Raw genomic sequence first — 17227 nt, 5'->3', positions numbered from 1 at the left:
GGCACGCCGTCGGGTACAGGTTCACCTGGACCTCCGGAGGGGCCGGCGGTGCCGGGAAGACGGAGGTGTTCCGCGTCGGCTGTCCCGAAGGCGGGCAGCGGCCGGAACGGCCAGGGTCCGCGCGGCGGTGTCGGCGCGGGCGGCGGCGGCATGGCGGAGACCCCGTCCGACGACGGTTCGGAGTCCGGCGTCGGTGCGGCGCTCGCGGCGGGCCCACGCCGTACCGCGTGGGCCCGCCGGGTGATTCCGGCCGGAACCAGTGTTTCCGCGCGCCTTCGCGGAGTCTCCCTGCCACAGTGATCGTCGCTCCGCCGCACCTCCCGGTGCCCGTCGTCGCAGAGGAGACCCCGCATGCCCGTCCGCGCCCTCACCGCCCGCGCCCGCCTCTCCGCCGCCGCGGCCGTCGCCCTCGTCGCGGTCGGCGCCCCCACCGCGTACGCGACCCTGGGCGACGAAGCGGCTCCCGCCGCCGCGTCCGCCGCGTCCCAGCCGTTTGTCGAGACCCGGCTCCTCTTCGGCACCGAGCGCCCCGACGGCGGCCCCGACGTGACCGACCGGCAGTTCATGGCCTTCGTGGACCGCGAGGTCACCCCCCGCTTCCCGGACGGGCTCACCGTGCAGGAGGGGCACGGCCAGTGGCGGGACGCCGCAGGGAAGATCGAGCGGGAGCGGTCCTACGAGCTGATGCTGCTCTACCCGACCGCCGACGCCCGTGTCGGCGGCCTCAGGATCGAGCAGATCCGCGAGGCCTACAAGCGCGCCTTCGGCCAGGAGTCCGTCGGACGGGTCGACGACCGGGTCCGCGTCGACTTCTGACCGGGGCCGGCCGGGAGGGGCCGTACGGCAGGTTCGCCCCATTCCGTGGCGCCTGGCTCTGGCGATAGAAAACTACCGCCGCTAGTTTGGGTCGTCGGGGGACGACAGCCACACAGTGAGCCAGGCCGAAGGAGACAGAGCGGATGAAGATCCACGAGGGGATGTACATCGACGGCGCGTGGCGGCCCGCCGCCGGCACCGGCACCATCGCCGTGGTGAACCCGTCGGACGAACAGGTCATCGCCCAGGTGCCGGCAGGCTCGGCCGAGGACGTCGACGCGGCCGTACGCGCCGCCCGGGCGGCCTTCCCCGCCTGGGCCGCCACCCCGCCCGCCGAGCGCGCCGCCCGCCTCACCGCCCTGCGCGACGCCCTCGTGGCCCGGCAGGACGAGGTCGCCGCGACCGTCACCGCCGAGCTGGGTGCCCCGCCGAAGCCCGCCCACGCCGTGCACGCCGGGCTGCCGGTCGTGGTCACCGGCTCGTACGCCGAGCTGCTCGGGACGTACCCCTTCGAGGAGAAGATCGGCAACTCCACCGTGCTGCTGGAGCCGGTCGGCGTCGTCGGCGCGATCACGCCTTGGAACTTCCCGCTCCACCAGGTCGTCGCCAAGGTCGCCCCGGCGCTCGCCGCGGGCTGCACCGTCGTCCTCAAGCCCGCCGAGGAGACCCCGCTCACCGCGCGCCTGTTCGCCGAGGCCGTCCATGAGGCGGGCTTCCCGGCGGGTGTCTTCAACCTGGTCACCGGCCTCGGCCCGGTCGCCGGTCAGGCCCTCGTCGAGCACGACGGCGTCGACCTGATCTCCTTCACCGGCTCCACGGGGGTCGGCAGGCGCGTCGGCGCGGCGGCGGGCGGCGCAGTCAAGCGGGTCGCCCTGGAACTCGGCGGCAAGTCCGCCAGTGTCATCCTGCCCGGGGCCGACCTGGCCGAGGCCGTCGGCCTCGGAATCGCCAACGCCATGTTCAACTCCGGCCAGCGGTGCAACGCCCTCACCCGGGTCCTCGTTCACAAGGACCAGTACGAGGAGGCGGTGGCCATCGCCGCCGAAGCCGTCGCCGGGCACACGCCGGGCAAGGACGTCGGCCCGCTCGTCAGCGCCGACCAGCGGGACCGGGTCGTCGGCTACATCGAGAAGGGCCTCGCCGAAGGCGCCCGGCTCGTCGCGGGCGGGCCCGAAGCGCCCCTGGACCGCGGCTACTACGTCGCGCCGACCGTCTTCGCGGACGTCACGCCGGACATGACGATCGCTCAGGAGGAGATCTTCGGCCCGGTCGTCGCGCTCCTGAAGTACGAGGACGAGGAGGAGGCGCTGCGGATGGCCAACGGCACCGTGTACGGGCTCGCGGGCGCCGTGTGGGGCGAGCCCGGGGCGGCCGTCGCCTTCGCCCGGCGTATGGAGGCCGGCCAGGTCGACATCAACGGCGGCCGGTTCAACCCGCTCGCGCCCTTCGGCGGTTACAAGCAGTCGGGCGTCGGCCGCGAGCTGGGTGCCCACGGACTCACCGAGTACCTGCACACCAAGTCCCTCCAGTTCTGACACCTCTGAGCCAGGAGTAGAACGATCGTGGTCGTACGCGCCGCCGTCCTGCCGTCCGTCGGGTCTCCGCTGGAGATAGCCGGCATCGAACTCCCCGAGCCCGGCCCCGGCCAGGTCCGGGTCCGCCTCGCCGCCGCCGGGGTCTGCCACTCCGACCTGTCCCTGTCCGACGGCACCATGCGTGTGCCCGTCCCCGCCGTCCTCGGTCACGAGGGCGCCGGCACCGTCGTCGCCGTCGGCGAGGGTGTCACGCGGGTCGCGCCCGGGGACGGGGTCGTCCTCAACTGGGCGCCGTCCTGCGGCGCCTGCCACCACTGCGGGCTCGGCGAGGTGTGGCTCTGCGCCGACGCGCTGAGCGGCGTGGGCCGCGTGTACGCCATCACCGAGGACGGTACGGAGCTCCACCCGGGCCTGAACGTCGCCGCGTTCGCCGAGGAGACCGTCGTCGCCGCGGACTGCGTGCTGCCCGTCCCCGACGGCGTACCGCTCACCGACGCGGCGCTCCTCGGCTGCGCCGTCCTCACGGGCTACGGCGCGGTCCACCACTCCGCACGGGTCCGCCAAGGCGAGTCGGTCGTCGTGTTCGGGGCCGGCGGGGTGGGCCTGGCCGCCCTTCAGGCCGCCCGGATCGCGGGCGCGGGGCCGGTCGTCGCGGTCGACGTGTCGGCGGAGAAGGAGCCCCTGGCGCGGGCGGCGGGTGCGACGGACTTCCTCGTCGCCTCCGGCACCACGGCGAAGGAGATCCGGAAACTGACCGGCGGTCACGGCGCCGACGTGGCCGTCGAGTGCGTCGGCCGGGCCGCCACCATCCGTACCGCCTGGGACTCCACCCGGCGCGGCGGCCGCACGACGGTCGTCGGCATCGGCGGCAAGGAGCAGCAGGTGACGTTCAACGCCCTGGAGATCTTCCACTGGGGCCGCACCCTCTCCGGCTGCGTGTACGGCAACTCGGACCCGGCCCGGGATCTGCCCGTCCTGGCCGAGCACGTCCGCGCCGGGCGCCTCGACCTGAGCGCCCTGGTCACGGACCGCATCACCCTCGACGGCATCCCGTCCGCCTTCGACAACATGCTGGCGGGCAAGGGGGGCCGCGCCCTGATCGTCTTCTAGGCCCGTACCACAGGCACCGCACCCACCCCGGCCGTCCTCGCGCGGCCGGGGTGCTCGTGCTGCCCGGACGCCGCCCCGACAGCACCGTACCGAGGGTAATAGCTGACCGGAAAGTGATGCCGTTCAGTGCGTTGACTACATACCAGCCGGTCGGTACGGTCCCCGTCAATCAAGGCGCTCCGCCCCCTCTCGTCCCCCGCACCCATCGGAGTGTGCACCGCATGGACACGGCACCCGCACCCGCTCCCACCACGCCCACCCCAACCGACGGCAACCGGCGAAGAGTGGCCACCGCGGCCGCGCTCGCCTCGGCCGTCGAGTGGTACGACTACTTCGTCTTCGGTATCGCCGCGGCCCTCGTGCTCGGTGATCTCTACTTCCCGGCGGGCAGTTCGTCGGCCGGTGTCCTCGCCGCCTTCGCCACCTTCGCCGTCGGCTTCCTGGCCCGCCCCATCGGTGGCGTCATCGCAGGTCAGCTCGGTGACAAGCGGGGCCGTAAGCCCATGCTGGTCCTCGCGCTCACCCTGATGGGCTTCGCCACAGTCGGCATCGGCCTGCTTCCCACGTACGCGACGATCGGCATCGCCGCCCCGGTGCTCCTCGTCGTCTTCCGCGTCCTCCAGGGCATCGCCGTCGGCGCCCAGTGGGGCGGCGCGATGCTCATGGCCACCGAGTACGCCCCCGAGGGCAAGCGCGGCCTGTACGGCAGCCTCGTCCAGCTCGGCGTCCCGATCGGCGTCGTGACCGCCAACACCGTCTTCCTGATCGCCGGCGCCCTCACCAGCGACGCGTCGTTCGTCGCCTGGGGCTGGCGCGTGCCGTTCTTCGTCGGCTTCCTGGTGCTCGGCCTCGCCTGGTACATCCACGCGAAGGTCGAGGAGACCCCCGCCTTCAAGGAGGCCGAGCGTGCCCTGGCGGAGCAGGAGAAGACCAAGGCCCGGTCCCCGCTGGGCACGATCCTCCGCCACCACATGGGCACGGTGTTCCTGGCGGGCGGGTCCTTCGCCGTCAACACCGCGACGTTCTACATCGTCATCACCGGTGTCCTGGACTACTCGACGCGGACCCTGTCCATGGACCGCAGCTCCGTGCTGATGGTGTCCCTCGGAGTCAGCCTCACCCAGCTGGTGCTGATACCCGCGGCGGCGTCCCTGTCCGACCGCGTCGGACGTCTGCGCATCTACGCCGCGGGCGCGGTCGGTCTGCTGCTGTGGGCCGTCCCGATGTTCCTGCTCATCGACACCGCGTCACTGCTGTGGCTGGCCGTCGGCACCTTCGTCTGCAGCTGCTTCCTCAGCATCATGTACGGGCCGCAGGCGGCGCTCTTCGCCGAGCTGTTCACGGCGGAGATGCGGTACACCGGGGCCTCGCTCGGCTACCAGATCGCGGCCGTGCTCGGTGGCGGACTGGCGCCGTTCGTGATGGTGCTGCTCCTGGAGGCGACCGGGACGTCGATGTCCGTCTCCGGTTACATCATCGGTCTCGCGGTGATCGCCCTGATCTCCATCAAGATCCTGTCCTCCCGTGCGGCCGGGGCCGCGAAGGAGGCGCGGGAGGGCCAGGAGTCGCCGGAGGCGGAGACGGCTCCGGCGGCCGCCCGGGACTGACCGTGGCGTCCGCGCTCCCGGCCGCCCCGGCCCGCCCTCGCGGCCGGGAGCGCGACACCGCCACGCCCGCCAGGCGGACCGCCCCCGGTGTGCGCGGCCAGGTCCTCCACCAGCTGTGCCGCCCGAGCGTCCGCTGCGGTCCGGCATCGCCCGCTCATCCTTCGGCGGCCGCCGAAGTGTCACGGCCCGTGACCCCCGCCGCCGCCACCTCCGCGTGCTGGTGGGCCAGCCCGTCCAGCAGGGCCCGGAGCCCCGTCTCGAAGGCGCCCTCGTCGACCTTCTCGCGGCGCTCGGCGAGCAGGTGCGCCTGGCCCAGGTGGGGATAGTCGGCCGGGTCGTACGCCGTCTCGTCGTCGACGAAGCCGCGGGCGAAGGAGCCGAGCGCCGAGCCGGTGATGAAGTACCGCATGAGCGCGCCGATGTACGTCGCCTGGGCGGGCGGCCAGCCGGCCCGCACCATCGCGCCGAACACCGCGTCGGCGACCCGCAGACCGGCCGGGCGCCGCCCGGGGCCCCGGGCGAGGACCGGGACGATGTTCGGGTGGTCGGTGAGCGCGGCGCGGTAGGAGACCGCCCAGTCGTGCAGTGCGGTACGCCAGTCACGGCCGTCGCCCTCGTCGAACATCGACAGATCGACCTGGGCGCTCACCGCGTCCGCGACCGCCTCCAGGATCTCGTCCTTCGTCCGGAAGTGGTTGTACAGGGACGGCCCGCTGACTCCGAGTTCGCCGGCGAGACGCCGGGTCGAGACCGCTTCCAGCCCCTCCGCGTCGACCAGTGCGGCCGCCGCGGCGACGATGCGTGCTCGGCTGAGGAGGGGCTTGCGCGGTCTGGCCATGCGGCTCATAGTAGGGCTGCCCATAAAAACTAGCACTGATAATTAAAGGGGGCCCGCGTGAACCTGGAGCTCAGCGAGGAGCAGGAAGCCGTCCGCCGGCTCGCCGAGGACTTCGTCCGCCGCGAGGTGACCCCGCACGCCGCCGCCTGGGACCGCGCCGAGAGCGTCGACCGGGCCATCGTGAAGAAGCTCGGCAGGCTGGGCTTCCTCGGCCTCACCGTCCCGGAGGAGTACGGCGGTTCCGGCGGCGACCACCTCGCGTACTGCCTGGTCACCGAGGAGCTGGGGCGCGGTGACTCCGCCGTGCGCGGCATCGTCTCCGTCTCGCTGGGCCTGGTCGCCAAGACCATCGCCACCTGGGGCGACGAGGAGCAGAAGCGCGCCTGGCTGCCCGGGCTCACCTCCGGCGACACCCTCGGCTGCTTCGGCCTCACCGAGCCCGGCACCGGCTCCGACGCCGCCGGCCTGGCCACTCGTGCCGTACGCGACACGGGGCGCGGCGACTGGGTGATCAACGGCTCCAAGATGTTCATCACCAACGGCACCTGGGCCGACGTCGTCCTGCTCTTCGCCCGCACCGGCGACGTCCCCGGCCATCGCGGCATCTCCGCCTTCCTGGTCCCCGCCGACACCCCCGGCCTGACCCGCCGCGCCGTCCACGGCAAGCTGGGCCTGCGCGGCCAGGCCACCGCCGAGCTGGTCCTCCAGGACGTCCGCGTCCCCGCCGGGGCGCTCCTCGGTCCCGAGGGCAGGGGCTTCGCCGTCGCCATGTCCGCCCTGGCCAAGGGCCGGATGTCGGTCGCCGCCGGCTGTGTGGGTATAGCCCGGGCGGCGCTGGACGCGGCCGTCGGCTACGCGGGGGAGCGCGAGCAGTTCGGCAGGCCCATCGCCTCGTACCAGCTGGTGCAGGAGCTGATCAGTGACATCGCCGTGGACGTCGACGCGGCCCGGCTGCTGACCTGGCGGGTCGCGGACCTCGTCGACCGCGGCCAGGACTTCGCCACCGCCGCGTCCCAGGCGAAGCTGTTCGCCTCCGAGGCCGCAGTGCACTGCGCCAACAACGCCCTCCAGGTGTTCGGCGGCTACGGCTACATCGACGAGTACCCGGTGGGCAAACTGCTCCGCGACGCCCGCGTCATGACGCTCTACGAGGGCACCAGCCAGATCCAGAAGCTGATCATCGGCCGCGCGCTCACCGGCGTATCGGCGTTCTGAGCGCCGGGCCCGGGTGCGGCCGCTGCGTACGGCCGCTGTGTACGGCCTCTGCGCGGGGTGGCTGAATACGGAGTCTGAGTACGCGGTCTGAGTATGTGCGCGGATGTGTCCCGCGCCACAGCCGAGCATGCTCGACGGCATGAGTGACACACCGGTCAAGCAGCAGAACACCGCGGCCTACTACGGCCAGGCCGTCGCCTCCTTCGGCATAGCCCTGGCGGCCGTCGCCCTGGGAGTCGCCAACCTGGACGCCGATGCCTGGGTGCGCGCCTTCCTCGGTATCGCCGTGCTCTACCTCACCACCTCCGCGTTCACGCTCGCCAAGGTCGTCCGCGACCGTCAGGAGGCGGGGCAGATCGTCAGCCGCGTCGACCAGGCGCGCCTGGAGAAGCTGCTCGCCGAGCACGACCCCTTCCAGAAACTCTGAGCCCTGCTCCGGACCCGCGCTCTAAGCGCTTGCTCAGCTTCGCGGTATGGTGTTCGTTCCTTGTGTGATGGGAAGGGGCGAACGATGAGTACGGCGGAGGAGACAGCCGGCGGCGACGAGACGCCGTGGGAAGAGGTCACCCCTGACGCGGCCAGGCGGCTCCTCATCGCCGCCGTGGACGCCTTCGCCGAGCGGGGTTACCACGCCACCACGACGCGCGACATCGCGGGCCGCGCCGGGATGAGCCCGGCCGCGCTCTACATCCACTACAAGACGAAGGAAGAGCTGCTCCATCGGATCAGCCGGATCGGCCACGACAAGGCCCTGGAGATCCTGGAGGCGGCGGCGTCCGCCCCCGGCACCGCCGCCGAGCGGCTCGCCGACGCCGTACGCAAGTTCGTCCGCTGGCACGCCGAGCGGCACACCACCGCGCGCGTGGTCCAGTACGAGCTCGACGCCCTCGCCCCCGAGCACCGCGCCGAGATCATCGAGCTGCGCCGCGGGACCGACGCCGTGGTGCGCCGGATCATCAGCGAGGGCGTCGAGGCGGGCGAGTTCGACGTCCCGGACGTGCCCGGCACCACCCTGGCCGTCCTCTCGCTCTGCATCGACGTGGCGCGCTGGTTCAACGCGCAGGGCCGCCGTACGCCGGACGAGGTCGGCGATCTCTACGCCGACCTCGTCCTGCGCATGGTCCGCGCGGTTCAGAAGTAGTAGCGGGACAGCGACTCGGCGACGCACACCGGCTTGTCGCCGCCCTCACGCTCCACCGTGACCAGCGCGGTCACCTGCACCCCGCCGCCGCCCGCGTCCTCGACGGCCTGGAGGACCGCGCTCGCGCGCACCCGGGAGCCCGCCGGCACCGGCGCCGGGAACCGCACCTTGTTCGTGCCGTAGTTGACGCCCATCTTCATGCCCTCGACCCGCAGGACCTGCGGTACGAGCGCGGGCAGCAGCGACAGCGTCAGATAGCCGTGCGCGATGGTCGTCCCGAACGGACCGGCCGCGGCCCGCTCCTGGTCCACATGGATCCACTGGTGGTCCCCGGTGGCATCGGCGAACAGGTCGATCCGCTTCTGGTCGACCTCCAGCCAGTCGCTTCGCCCCAGCTGCTCGCCCACCGCGGCGCGCAGCTCGTCGGCGGAGGTGAAGATCCTCGGCTCTGCCATCCCTGCTCCCTCTCCCAGGCCATTACCACATATCGTTTACCGCTTACCGCGCATGTCCAAGCGCTTGCTTAGCATGCTGGGGCCGGTTGCCCTTGTCAACGGACCAGTAGGGTTCGAGGGGTGCCGCAGATTCCAGAGAAGATCCATGAGCTCACCGTCGGCCAGCTCTCCGCACGCAGCGGGGCGGCCGTCTCCGCCCTGCACTTCTACGAGGCCAAGGGCCTGATCAGCAGCCGCCGCACCAGCGGCAACCAGCGCCGCTTCAGCAGGGACGCGCTGCGCCGCGTCGCCTTCGTGCGGGCCGCGCAGCGCGTCGGTATCCCCCTGGCCACCATCAGGCAGGCCCTCGCGGAGCTGCCCGAGGAGCGCACGCCCACCCGCGAGGACTGGGCGCGGCTCTCCCGGGCCTGGCGCTCCGAGCTGGACGCCCGTATCCAGCAGCTCGGCCGGCTCCGCGACCACCTCACCGACTGCATCGGCTGCGGCTGTCTGTCCCTCGACACCTGCGTGCTGTCGAACCCGGACGACGCGATCGGCGAGCGCATCGCCGGATCGCGCCTGCTGCCCGAGCGCACCACGAAGGGCTCGAAGGAGTAGCGCCGGGCTGCTCGTGCTCCGTGCCGTCCGCGCGTACCCCCGGCCGGCCGCGCGCCGGCGCGGGGGTGTGGTGCGAGACGGCGCCCGTACCCACCTCCACGCGCCCCCGCTCACACCCCGTACGATCCGCCGCTCACCCCACGGCCGCCAACTCCCGCACCGCGCCCCCGTGCACCGCCGGCCCCCGCGCCGCCGACAGCGCCTCGTCCGTCAGTACGGGCGCGGGCACCACCACCCCGCACTCCGTGCACACCGGCCCGCACCCGGGCACGCCCGTGCCGCCCGGCCGCCACACGAACCCCGCCCCGTCGCACACCGGGCAGCGCGCGCCCGGCGCCGCCTCCAGGGCCGATATCAGCCGCCGCAGCGCCTCTCCCAACGGCATCGCCGGGTGCACCGCCGGGTCGACGCACCGGGCGACCCCGTTGCCGCCCCAGGTGCGCCGGTGCCAGTCGTCGACCGCCGCCGGCCGCCGCAGCCCCAGGTGCTTCTCCCGCCGACGGCGCTCCGCGAACTCCCGCTCGTACACGAGCCACACGGCCCGCGCCTCCTCCAACTCCTCCAGCGCGGCCACCAGCCGCGCCGGATCGGGATCCCGGTCCTCGGGCCCGAACCCGTGCCGTCCGCACAGGTGATCCCAGGTGGCCCGGTGCCCGTACGGCGCGAACCGCTCCAGGCATTTGCGCAGCGAGTAGCGCCGCAGCGCCACATCGCACCCGGGATCACGAACCTGTCTGGCGAGACTCCGGAAACCGGCCATCGCTCCGCCACCTCCGTCGCTGGTACTTCGGCGTCGTTGAAGAGACGTACGGGTGCCCGCTCCGGCTCCATCGAAAAACCGATGGGCGCCATTACCGGTACGTCCCCTCACTGATACGGAAGGGCGCCGAGTGACGTTCGGTGTCGGCGATCCGGAAAATGTGACGGCCAGTCACTTCACCGATTCCTACCGCCAGTAACCTCCGGCACCCGCCTTGGCGCCAACGCCCTCAACGCAGACTCACCGCCGTTGGGTCGTCAGCGGTACAGCAGATACTCCGCCCGCACCGCCCGGAACGCCGCCAGATCCCGCTGCCAGGCGCCGACCACCTCGTCCGTCGCCGCGCCCGCGTCGACGAGCGTCCGCACGGTCGCCGACCCGGTCAGCTTGTCGATCCAGTGGTCGGCCCGCCACGCGAACCCGCTCCACGTCCGCTTCGCCGACACCAGCAGCCCGATGCCCGTCCGTACGGGGTCGAACGCGGCCCGGTCGTGGACGTGCACTTGCACCCCGCCGACCGTCTTCCCCTGGAACTTGGAGAACACCGGTGCGAAGTACGCCTCACGGAACCGCACCCCCGGCAGCCCGAGGCCGTTCGCCGCCTCGGCCCACCGCCGGTCGATGCCCTCGGCGCCCAGCAGTTCGAACGGCCGCGTCGTGCCTCGCCCCTCCGACAGGTTCGTGCCCTCGAACAGGCAGGTCCCCGGGTACACCAGCGCGGTGTCCGGTGTGGGCATGTTGGGGCTCGGCGGCACCCACGGCAGCCCCGTCGCGTCGAAGAAGTCCCGCCGTCGCCACCCCGCCATCCGTACGGTCTCCAGCTCGACCGGCCGCCGCGCCAGGAACTCCCCGTTGAACAGCCGAGCCAGCTCCGCCACCGTCATCCCGTGCGCCTGCGCGATCGGCTCCCGCCCCACGAACGTCGCGAACTCCTTGTCCAGCACCGGCCCGAGCGCCGCGCGCCCGCCGATGGGGTTCGGCCGGTCCAGTACGACGAAACGTTTCCCTGCCAGCTCCGCCGCGACCATGCAGTCGTACATGGTCCAGATGTACGTGTAGAAGCGCGCGCCCGCGTCCTGGATGTCGAACACCACCGTGTCCACGCCGGACGCCGTGAAGATGTCCGCCAGCGCCTGACCGCTCTCGAGGTATGTGTCGTACACCGGCAGCCCCGTCGCCGGGTCGTCGTACCGCCCCTCCGATCCGCCCGCCTGGGCCGTGCCCCGGAAGCCGTGCTCGGGGCCGAACACCGCCACCAGGTTCACCCGGTCGTCGGCGTGCATCACGTCCACGATGTGCCGTGCCCCGGGCGTCACCCCGGTCGGGTTGGTGACCACGCCGACGCGCTGTCCGGCCAGCACCCCGTACCCGTCCGCCGCGAGCCGCTCGAATCCCGTCCGTACACGCCGCCCGGCACCTTCACCGCGACCGCCGTCGCCGCCCTCGTCGGTCCCGGGCGCCGCGGGTGCCGCCGCGAGGCCCACGGCCCCGGCCGCTCCCAGGGCGCCGCCCGCGGCCAACAGGCCCCGTCTGGACACGCTCATGGCCACCTCCGTGATCGCCCCGTCACGCTCCGGCATGACCTCGCAGGCTAGCGCGGGCCCCCTTCCCGCTGTACATACCGACCGGTTAGTCTGTCGGCGAGGCAGCGAACGTCGGAGATGGGGTTCACGATGAGTACGGTCCAGGGCGCAGGCGTGGTCGTCACCGGGGCGGGCGGCGGTATCGGTGCCGCCCTCGCGCGCAGGTTCGCCGCGGAGGGTGCCCGTGTCGTCGTCAACGACCTCGACCCCGGCCGTACGAAGGCCGTCGCCGACGAGATCGGCGCCACCGCCGTGCCCGGCGACGCCTCCACGATCGTGGACGAGGCCCGCGAGGTCCTCGGCGGCACCGTAGACATCTACTGCGCCAACGCGGGCCTCGCCTCGCCCGGCGACGCGTTCGCCGAGGAGACGGTCTGGTCCGCGGCCTGGGATGTCAACGTCATGGCCCACGTCCGCGCCGCCCGGGCCCTGCTGCCGGACTGGCTGGAGCGCGGCAGCGGCCGGTTCGTCTCCACCGTCTCGGCCGCCGGGCTGCTCACCATGCTCGGCGCCGCCCCGTACAGCGTGACCAAACACGGTGCGTACGCCTTCGCCGAGTGGCTCTCGCTCACCTACCGCCACCGTGGCCTCAAGGTCCACGCCATCTGCCCGCAGGGTGTCCGTACGGACATGCTCACCGCCGCCGGATCGGCCGGCGAACTCGTGCTCGTCCCCACCGCCATCGAGCCCGAGGACGTCGCCGAAGCGCTCTTCGCGGGCATCGAGGAAGACCGGTTCCTGATCCTCCCGCACCCCGAGGTCGCCGACTTCTACCGGGCCCGCGCGGCCGAGCCGGAGCGCTGGCTGGGCGGCATGAACCGCGTCCAGCGCACCTGGGAGGGCACCGGAGGGTGATCCGCGAGGGGGGTAGTGGGAAGATCGGTCGACGACCCGGCGAACCGTACGACGGAAGAGAGAGGTGGCGGCACATGGGCAGGACGACGGACGGGGGCGGCGCCACACCTGTCCCGAGCAGGCTGCTGGCCGCCGCCACCCGCCTCTTCGCCGAACAGGGCTACGACCGCACCTCCGTGCAGGAGATCGTCGAGGCGGCCGGCGTCACCAAGGGTGCCCTCTACCACTACTTCGGCTCCAAGGAAGACCTGCTCCACGAGGTGTACGCGCGTGTGCTCCGCCTCCAGCAGGAGCGGCTCGACGCCTTCGCGGGCGCCGACGCCCCCATCGAGCAGCGGCTGCGCGACGCCGCAGCCGACGTCGTGGTCACCACCATCGAGAACCTCGACGACGCGTCCATCTTCTTCCGTTCCATGCACCATCTGAGCCCGGAGAAGAACAAGCAGGTACGCGCCGAGCGCCGCCGCTACCACGAGCGGTTCCGCGCCCTCATCGAGGAGGGCCAGCGCGCCGGTGTCTTCTCCACGGCGACCCCCGCCGACCTCGTGGTCGACTACCACTTCGGCTCGGTGCACCATCTGTCGACCTGGTACCGCCCCGAGGGCCCGCTCAGCCCGCAGGAGGTCGCCGACCACCTGGCCGACCTCCTGCTGCGGGCGCTGCGCGCGTAGCGCTCTCCCCGCACACCGAAAGGGCCCGCGGCGGGTCGACGGCCTTCCGGCCGGCTTCCCGCCGCGGGCCCTTTGTGCCCGTAGGGGCACCCCTGCCCTCCGGGGTCTGTCGGCGCCCTGTCAGGCGTACCGCTTCAGCTCGCGCCGGGCGAGTGACCGCTGGTGCACCTCGTCCGGCCCGTCCGCGATCCGCAGCGTCCGCGCCGCCGCCCACAGGTCGGCCAGCGGGAAGTCCTGGCTCACCCCGCCCGCGCCGTGCAGCTGCACCGCCCGGTCGAGGATGTCCACCACCGTGCGCGGCGTGGCGATCTTGATGGCCTGGATCTCGGTGTGGGCGCCCCTGTTGCCGACCGTGTCCATCAGCCAGGCGGTCTTCAGGACCAGCAGCCGCAGCTGCTCCACGGCCACCCGGGCATCCGCGATGGACGCCTGGACCTGCCCCTGCGCGGCCAGCGGCTTCCCGAAGGCCGTACGGGACACGGCCCGGCGGCACATCAGCTCGATGGCCCGCTCGGCCATGCCGATGAGCCGCATGCAGTGGTGGATCCGCCCGGGCCCCAGCCGCGCCTGAGCGATGGCGAAGCCGCCGCCCTCCTCGCCGACGAGGTTGCCGACGGGCACCCGGGCGCCGTCGAACACCACCTCGGCGTGGCCGCCGTGGGAGTGGTCCTCGTACCCGTACACCCGCATCGCGCGCCGGACCTCGACGCCCGGGGTGTCGCGGGGCACGAGCACCATGGACTGCTGACGCCGGATGTCGGCACCGTCCGGGTCGGTCTTCCCCATCACGATGAAGATCCGGCAGTCGGGGTGCATGGCCCCGGAGATGTACCACTTCCGGCCGGTGATCACATACTCGTCACCGTCCCGCTCGATACGGGTCTCGATGTTCGTCGCGTCGGCCGAGGCGACCTCCGGCTCGGTCATCGCGAACGCGGACCGGATCTCCCCGGCGAGCAGCGGCTCCAGCCACCGCTTCTTCTGCTCGTCGCTGCCGAACGCGGTCAGCACCTCCATGTTCCCCGTGTCCGGGGCCGCGCAGTTCAGCGCGGTCGGCGCCAGGTGCGGCGACCGGCCGGTGATCTCGGCGAGCGGCGCGTACTGGAGGTTGGTGAGACCGGCGCCGTACTCCTCGTCCGGCAGGAAGAGGTTCCACAGTCCCTGCCGCCGCGCCTCCGCCTTCAGCTCCTCCACCACCGGCGGCACGTCCCACGGGGAGGCGAGCTTCGCCCGCTGGTCCTCGGCGACCGGCTCGGCCGGGTACACGTGCTCGTCCATGAAGGCGAGCAGCCGGGCCCGCAGCTCCTCGGTGCGCGCGTCCATCGCGAAGTCCATGGATGTCAGCCTTCCTGGAGGGTGTTGAGGCCGTGCTCGATGAAGACCGGGACCAGCTCGCCGATCCGGTCGAAGCCGGCGCCGACGGTCTGGCCCAGCGTGTAGCGGTAGTGGATGCCCTCGAGGATGACGGCGAGCTTGAACCAGGCGAACGCCGTGTACCAGGCGAGTGAGGAGACGTCCCGCCCCGAGCGGGCGGCGTACCGCTCGACCAGCTCACGGGGATCGGGATGGCCGGCGGCCGTGGCCGTCGTACTGATGACGGAGCCCGGCACATCGAGCGGGGTGCCGTACATGACGAGCAGCCCGAGGTCGGTGAGGGGGTCGCCGAGGGTGGACATCTCCCAGTCGAGGACGGCGGTGATCCGGTCGTCGTCCCCGATGAGGACGTTGTCGAGCCGGAAGTCCCCGTGCACGACGGTCGCGGCGGGGGAGGTGGGCAGCTCCCGCCCGAGCGCGGCGTGCAGCTCGTCGATCCCGGCGAGTTCACGCCCCCGGGAGGCGGCCAGTTGCTTGCCCCAGCGGCGCAGCTGCCGGTCCAGGAAGCCGGCGGGCCGTCCGAAGTCGCCGAGGCCGACGGCCTCCGGGTCCACCGCGTGCAGCTCGACCAGTGTGTCGACCAGGCCGAGTACGGCACTCCGGGTGCGCCCGGGGCCCAGCGGGGCGAGCTGCTCGGCGGTGCGGTACGGGGTCCCGGGCACGAACTCCATGACGTAGAACGGCGCACCCAGCACGGAGTCGTCCTCGCACAGCAGCACCGGCTCGGGCACCGGGACGGCGGTCGGGTGCAGGGCGCTGATGACCCGGTGCTCGCGCTTCATGTCGTGCGCGGTGGCCAGGACGTGGCCGAGCGGCGGGCGCCGGACGACCCACCGGCGGGTGCCGTCCGTGACGATGTACGTCAGGTTGGAGCGGCCGCCCTCGATCAGCCGACCACTGAGCGGCCCGTTCACCAGCCCGGGCCGTTCGCGGTCCAGTAGGCCGCGCAACCGCTCGGGGTCGAGGCCTGGCGGCGGGGCAGAGCTCATGGTGCGCACCTCCGGGGGGGGCGGGAACGAGTACCCGGGCATCATGACCGACCAGTCGGTATGTCGTCCACCCCGCCCCGTGAGAAACCCGCCACGTGCAGGTCTTCAGCGGGCGCCCGGCCGGGTGCGGCGGCCCGGCGCCCGGGTCATACGCGCCGGTCGGGTGCCCGGTCAGGCGCCCGGTCGGGCGCGGCGGTCAGGCGTGGCAGGCCACCGGCATGCCGCCGTTCATCGCGGCCATGTCGCCGAAGACCGCCGCCACGTCCAGCGGCGAGCCCTCAGGGAGGCCGTTCAGTTCGGCGTAGGCGCGGTGGATGTTGGCGACCAGGCGCTCGCTCTCGCGCAGCTCGCCGAACTCGCCCAGGTCCGCCGTCCGGGCCACCTCCAGGGGGGTGAGCCCCTTGGTGCGGCCCGCCTCCGCGAGCTCGGCCACGTACCGCAGGTACGCCTCCGTCGCGTCGTACACCGACGGATCCGCGATCGGCCCGTGCCCCGGCACTACCGTCTCCGCGTCCAGCGAGCGCAGCACCTCCAGTGCCCGGAGCGACCCGCCCAGCGAGCCCGTCGCGAGGAACGGCGTCCCCCCGTGGAAGATCAGGTCCCCGGTGAAGACGACCCCCCGCTCCGGCAGGTGCACGATCGTGTCGCCCACCGTGTGCGCGGCCCCCGGGTGGATCAGCCGCACCTCCGTACCGCCGGCGTGCAGAGTCATCCGGTCGCTGTACGTCACCGAGGGCGCCGTGACCTGGATGTCCCCGAAGTCGGTCCGGGGCCAGATCAGGTGCAGCTGACGCCCCGCCGCGAGCACCTCCCGCCGGCACGCCTCGTGTCCGACCACCGTGGCCTCCGGCAGGAACACGGAGTTGCCGTATGTGTGGTCGCCGTGGTGGTGCGTGTTCACGATCGTCCGGGGCGCCGGGGCGCCCGTCGCGAGCAGCGCGTCGCGCAGGCTCCGTGCCCGCCGCTCGGTCGCGGTGGTGTCGATCAGGACGGTGTCGGTTCCGTCGCTGACGAACCCGGCGTTGTTCAGGCACCACCCGCCGTCCGGCTGGACGTAGGCGTGCACATCAGGTGTGAGCTGGACGGTGTACGGGTCGGTAGCGGGCACCGGTGTCCCCCCGAGTCGTGGCCGAACTGGACAGGCAGAGCCTGCCAGTCGGCGCCGACGGGGGAGACGGCGGGGTTCACCCCGGAGGGGGGTGACGGAACGTCGGCGGTAGGCCGCCGGAGCGCCGACGGGAGGTCGGCGCGAGGTCGACGGCGGATCGAAGGGGGTCGACGGCGGATCGAAGGGGGTCGACAGGGGTCGACAGGGGTCGACGGGACGGTCAGTGGTCGTCCCAGTGTCCCTCGTGCGCCGCGTGCCGGTGCCCGTCGTGCAGGTAGTCGACGTGGTCGCCGTGCGCCACGGCCGGGTGCCCGCAGCTGTCGCTGTGCTCATGCGCGTGGCCGCTGTGGGCGATGTGCTCGCCCGGCTCGCACTCGTCCCAGTGCCCGGAGTGCTCCCGGTGCAGATGCCCGTCGTGGGCGTAGTCGACGTGGTCCCCGTGGACCACGGACGGGTGGCCGCAGGCCGGGCCGTGGACGTGCGCGTGTGCGGGGTGTTCCTGATGCAGGGCCGTCATGGCAGAGCCTCTGTGTGGAGGGCCGCTAACACTCCCAGGTTATCCCTGTTTGCCTG

18 protein-coding genes are annotated in these 17227 nt (G+C 72.6%); 10 read left to right on the top strand and 8 right to left on the bottom strand.

Going from position 1 to position 17227, the window contains the following annotated elements; genetic code table 11:
* The first annotated feature begins 351 nt into the window (after positions 1 to 351).
* From FVS66_RS09590 to FVS66_RS09575, 4 genes are all read left to right on the top strand, one after another.
* Entirely contained in the window at positions 352 to 816 is a 465-nt protein-coding gene (locus FVS66_RS09590) for a DUF3574 domain-containing protein (protein WP_149180594.1), read from the top strand.
* A 143-nt stretch (positions 817 to 959) separates the two neighbouring features.
* Entirely contained in the window at positions 960 to 2351 is a 1392-nt protein-coding gene (locus FVS66_RS09585) for an aldehyde dehydrogenase family protein (protein WP_149180593.1), read from the top strand.
* Between the two features lie 24 nt (positions 2352 to 2375).
* Positions 2376 to 3461 carry a Zn-dependent alcohol dehydrogenase gene (locus FVS66_RS09580; RefSeq protein WP_149180592.1) on the top strand — a complete coding sequence of 362 codons (1086 nt, stop codon included), beginning with the start codon at positions 2376 to 2378 and terminating at the stop codon, positions 3459 to 3461.
* A gap of 221 nt (positions 3462 to 3682) precedes the next feature.
* Positions 3683 to 5068, top strand: coding sequence for an MFS transporter (locus FVS66_RS09575; protein ID WP_149180591.1), 1386 nt, complete (start codon positions 3683 to 3685; stop codon positions 5066 to 5068).
* 154 nt (positions 5069 to 5222) lie between these two features.
* On the opposite strand, the gene FVS66_RS09565 is transcribed toward FVS66_RS09575, so the two are convergent.
* Positions 5223 to 5906 (bottom strand): TetR/AcrR family transcriptional regulator, encoded by a 684-nt coding sequence (locus tag FVS66_RS09565; RefSeq protein WP_149180590.1) that lies wholly within the window; start codon positions 5904 to 5906, stop codon positions 5223 to 5225.
* Positions 5907 to 5963: 57 nt separating this feature from the next.
* On the opposite strand from FVS66_RS09565, the gene FVS66_RS09560 reads away from it, so the two are divergent.
* From FVS66_RS09560 to FVS66_RS09550, 3 genes are all read left to right on the top strand, one after another.
* Positions 5964 to 7121, top strand: coding sequence for an acyl-CoA dehydrogenase family protein (locus tag FVS66_RS09560; RefSeq protein ID WP_149180589.1), 1158 nt, complete (start codon positions 5964 to 5966; stop codon positions 7119 to 7121).
* 139 nt (positions 7122 to 7260) lie between these two features.
* Complete coding sequence (locus FVS66_RS09555) at positions 7261 to 7548, top strand: YiaA/YiaB family inner membrane protein (RefSeq protein ID WP_149180588.1); 288 nt, start codon at positions 7261 to 7263, stop codon at positions 7546 to 7548.
* Positions 7549 to 7632: 84 nt separating this feature from the next.
* Complete coding sequence (locus FVS66_RS09550) at positions 7633 to 8262, top strand: TetR/AcrR family transcriptional regulator (protein ID WP_149180587.1); 630 nt, start codon at positions 7633 to 7635, stop codon at positions 8260 to 8262.
* On the opposite strand, the gene FVS66_RS09545 is transcribed toward FVS66_RS09550, so the two are convergent.
* Positions 8253 to 8717 (bottom strand): MaoC family dehydratase, encoded by a 465-nt coding sequence (locus FVS66_RS09545; protein WP_149180586.1) that lies wholly within the window; start codon positions 8715 to 8717, stop codon positions 8253 to 8255. The two genes, FVS66_RS09550 and FVS66_RS09545, sit on opposite strands and share 10 nt — an antisense overlap.
* Positions 8718 to 8837: 120 nt before the next feature.
* Here FVS66_RS09545 and soxR point away from each other — a divergent pair, with 120 nt between their 5' ends.
* Positions 8838 to 9314 (top strand): redox-sensitive transcriptional activator SoxR, encoded by a 477-nt coding sequence (gene soxR / locus FVS66_RS09540; RefSeq protein WP_149180585.1) that lies wholly within the window; start codon positions 8838 to 8840, stop codon positions 9312 to 9314.
* A gap of 133 nt (positions 9315 to 9447) precedes the next feature.
* On the opposite strand, the gene FVS66_RS09535 is transcribed toward soxR, so the two are convergent.
* Positions 9448 to 10074: a hypothetical protein gene (locus FVS66_RS09535; RefSeq protein WP_149180584.1), complete on the bottom strand. Its 627-nt coding sequence runs from the start codon at positions 10072 to 10074 to the stop codon at positions 9448 to 9450.
* A gap of 257 nt (positions 10075 to 10331) precedes the next feature.
* Entirely contained in the window at positions 10332 to 11618 is a 1287-nt protein-coding gene (locus FVS66_RS09530; RefSeq protein WP_149180583.1) for a DUF1343 domain-containing protein, read from the bottom strand.
* Positions 11619 to 11747: 129 nt separating this feature from the next.
* Here FVS66_RS09530 and FVS66_RS09525 point away from each other — a divergent pair, with 129 nt between their 5' ends.
* Complete coding sequence (locus tag FVS66_RS09525; protein ID WP_149180582.1) at positions 11748 to 12512, top strand: SDR family oxidoreductase; 765 nt, start codon at positions 11748 to 11750, stop codon at positions 12510 to 12512.
* 74 nt (positions 12513 to 12586) lie between these two features.
* A complete protein-coding gene (locus FVS66_RS09520; protein ID WP_149180581.1) occupies positions 12587 to 13183 on the top strand; it encodes a TetR/AcrR family transcriptional regulator in 597 nt (198 codons plus the stop codon).
* A gap of 120 nt (positions 13184 to 13303) precedes the next feature.
* Here the strand turns inward: FVS66_RS09520 and FVS66_RS09515 are convergent, their stop codons facing one another.
* The 4 genes from FVS66_RS09515 to FVS66_RS09500 form a co-directional block, all read right to left on the bottom strand.
* A complete protein-coding gene (locus FVS66_RS09515; RefSeq protein WP_149180580.1) occupies positions 13304 to 14518 on the bottom strand; it encodes an acyl-CoA dehydrogenase family protein in 1215 nt (404 codons plus the stop codon).
* A gap of 5 nt (positions 14519 to 14523) precedes the next feature.
* Positions 14524 to 15546, bottom strand: a complete 1023-nt coding sequence (locus FVS66_RS09510; RefSeq protein ID WP_149180579.1) for a phosphotransferase family protein — start codon at positions 15544 to 15546, stop codon at positions 14524 to 14526.
* Between the two features lie 196 nt (positions 15547 to 15742).
* The gene (locus FVS66_RS09505; protein WP_149180578.1) at positions 15743 to 16654 is read right to left on the bottom strand and encodes an MBL fold metallo-hydrolase; all 912 of its coding nucleotides are present in this window, start codon (positions 16652 to 16654) and stop codon (positions 15743 to 15745) included.
* 220 nt (positions 16655 to 16874) lie between these two features.
* Positions 16875 to 17171, bottom strand: a complete 297-nt coding sequence (locus FVS66_RS09500; RefSeq protein WP_149180577.1) for a hypothetical protein — start codon at positions 17169 to 17171, stop codon at positions 16875 to 16877.
* Positions 17172 to 17227 lie beyond the last annotated feature (56 nt).

The organism is Streptomyces sp. TRM49041 (assembly GCF_008271805.1).
Lineage (GTDB): Bacteria > Actinomycetota > Actinomycetes > Streptomycetales > Streptomycetaceae > Streptomyces.
This window is presented reverse-complemented; position numbering and strand designations above follow the sequence as displayed.